Raw genomic sequence first — 694 nt, forward strand, 5'->3', positions numbered from 1 at the left:
CCGCGCTGCGGGCCAAAAACTGGCGGCGGGTTATTTTTTTGCCGCCAGTGCCGGTGGAGGGCAAATCGGCCAAATTGCTGCCTGTGGGGGATACTATAGATTTATTCTGCGACGGTTCGTTCATTGGCCGTCCCTCCTTTCGCACCCGATTTTTCCGTCACCAAACACCCTAAGGGCCGGATTTCGCCTAATCCTGCTCCGCATACGTCAAAGCCTGGATCTTAAGGCCGCTTCAGTTCTCCTTCGGCTAGGGTAATGCTTATCGCCGTTTCAGGCGTGCTGCTGTAAGCTGCCGCAAGCCCCTGGGAGACCGCCGCGCTTCGGGGAACCCGCCGCACCAGCAGCGTCACTTCAAATGATTCGGTGAATGGGTAAGGATCAAGCAGCAGCGTCGTTCCCCGCCACTCTGCTGTAATAACCCGTCCGCCGGTAAAATCGAATTCCCCGGTGCCGGAGAAGCCATTCTTCCACCACGGATGCTCCTGGCATTTGGACGTTCCCGGTTCATTCAATCCGATATAAAGCGACAGGTCGTCGCAGAACTGCAGCAGCCTGCTGTCGTAATACAGCTCGGCCTCGCTAATAGCCGCCCCGGACGCTTCCAGTTCGCGGTGAATCCGGGAACGGCGCTTCTCCTCTTCCTGGAGGTACAATGTCAGCTCAGGGCTGTTCTCGCCGGATCTTTCGATCAGGC

At 57.6% G+C, this 694-nt stretch carries 1 protein-coding gene; it reads right to left on the reverse strand.

Annotation, left to right across the window (positions count from 1 at the left end):
* Nucleotides 1–221: 221 nt before the first annotated feature.
* On the reverse strand, nt 222–694 hold a 473-nt coding region (locus L691_RS27720), incomplete at its 5' end, for a DUF3891 family protein (RefSeq protein WP_025688830.1).

The sequence above is a fragment of the Paenibacillus zanthoxyli JH29 genome (assembly GCF_000520715.1).
Lineage (GTDB): Bacteria > Bacillota > Bacilli > Paenibacillales > Paenibacillaceae > Paenibacillus_AQ > Paenibacillus_AQ zanthoxyli.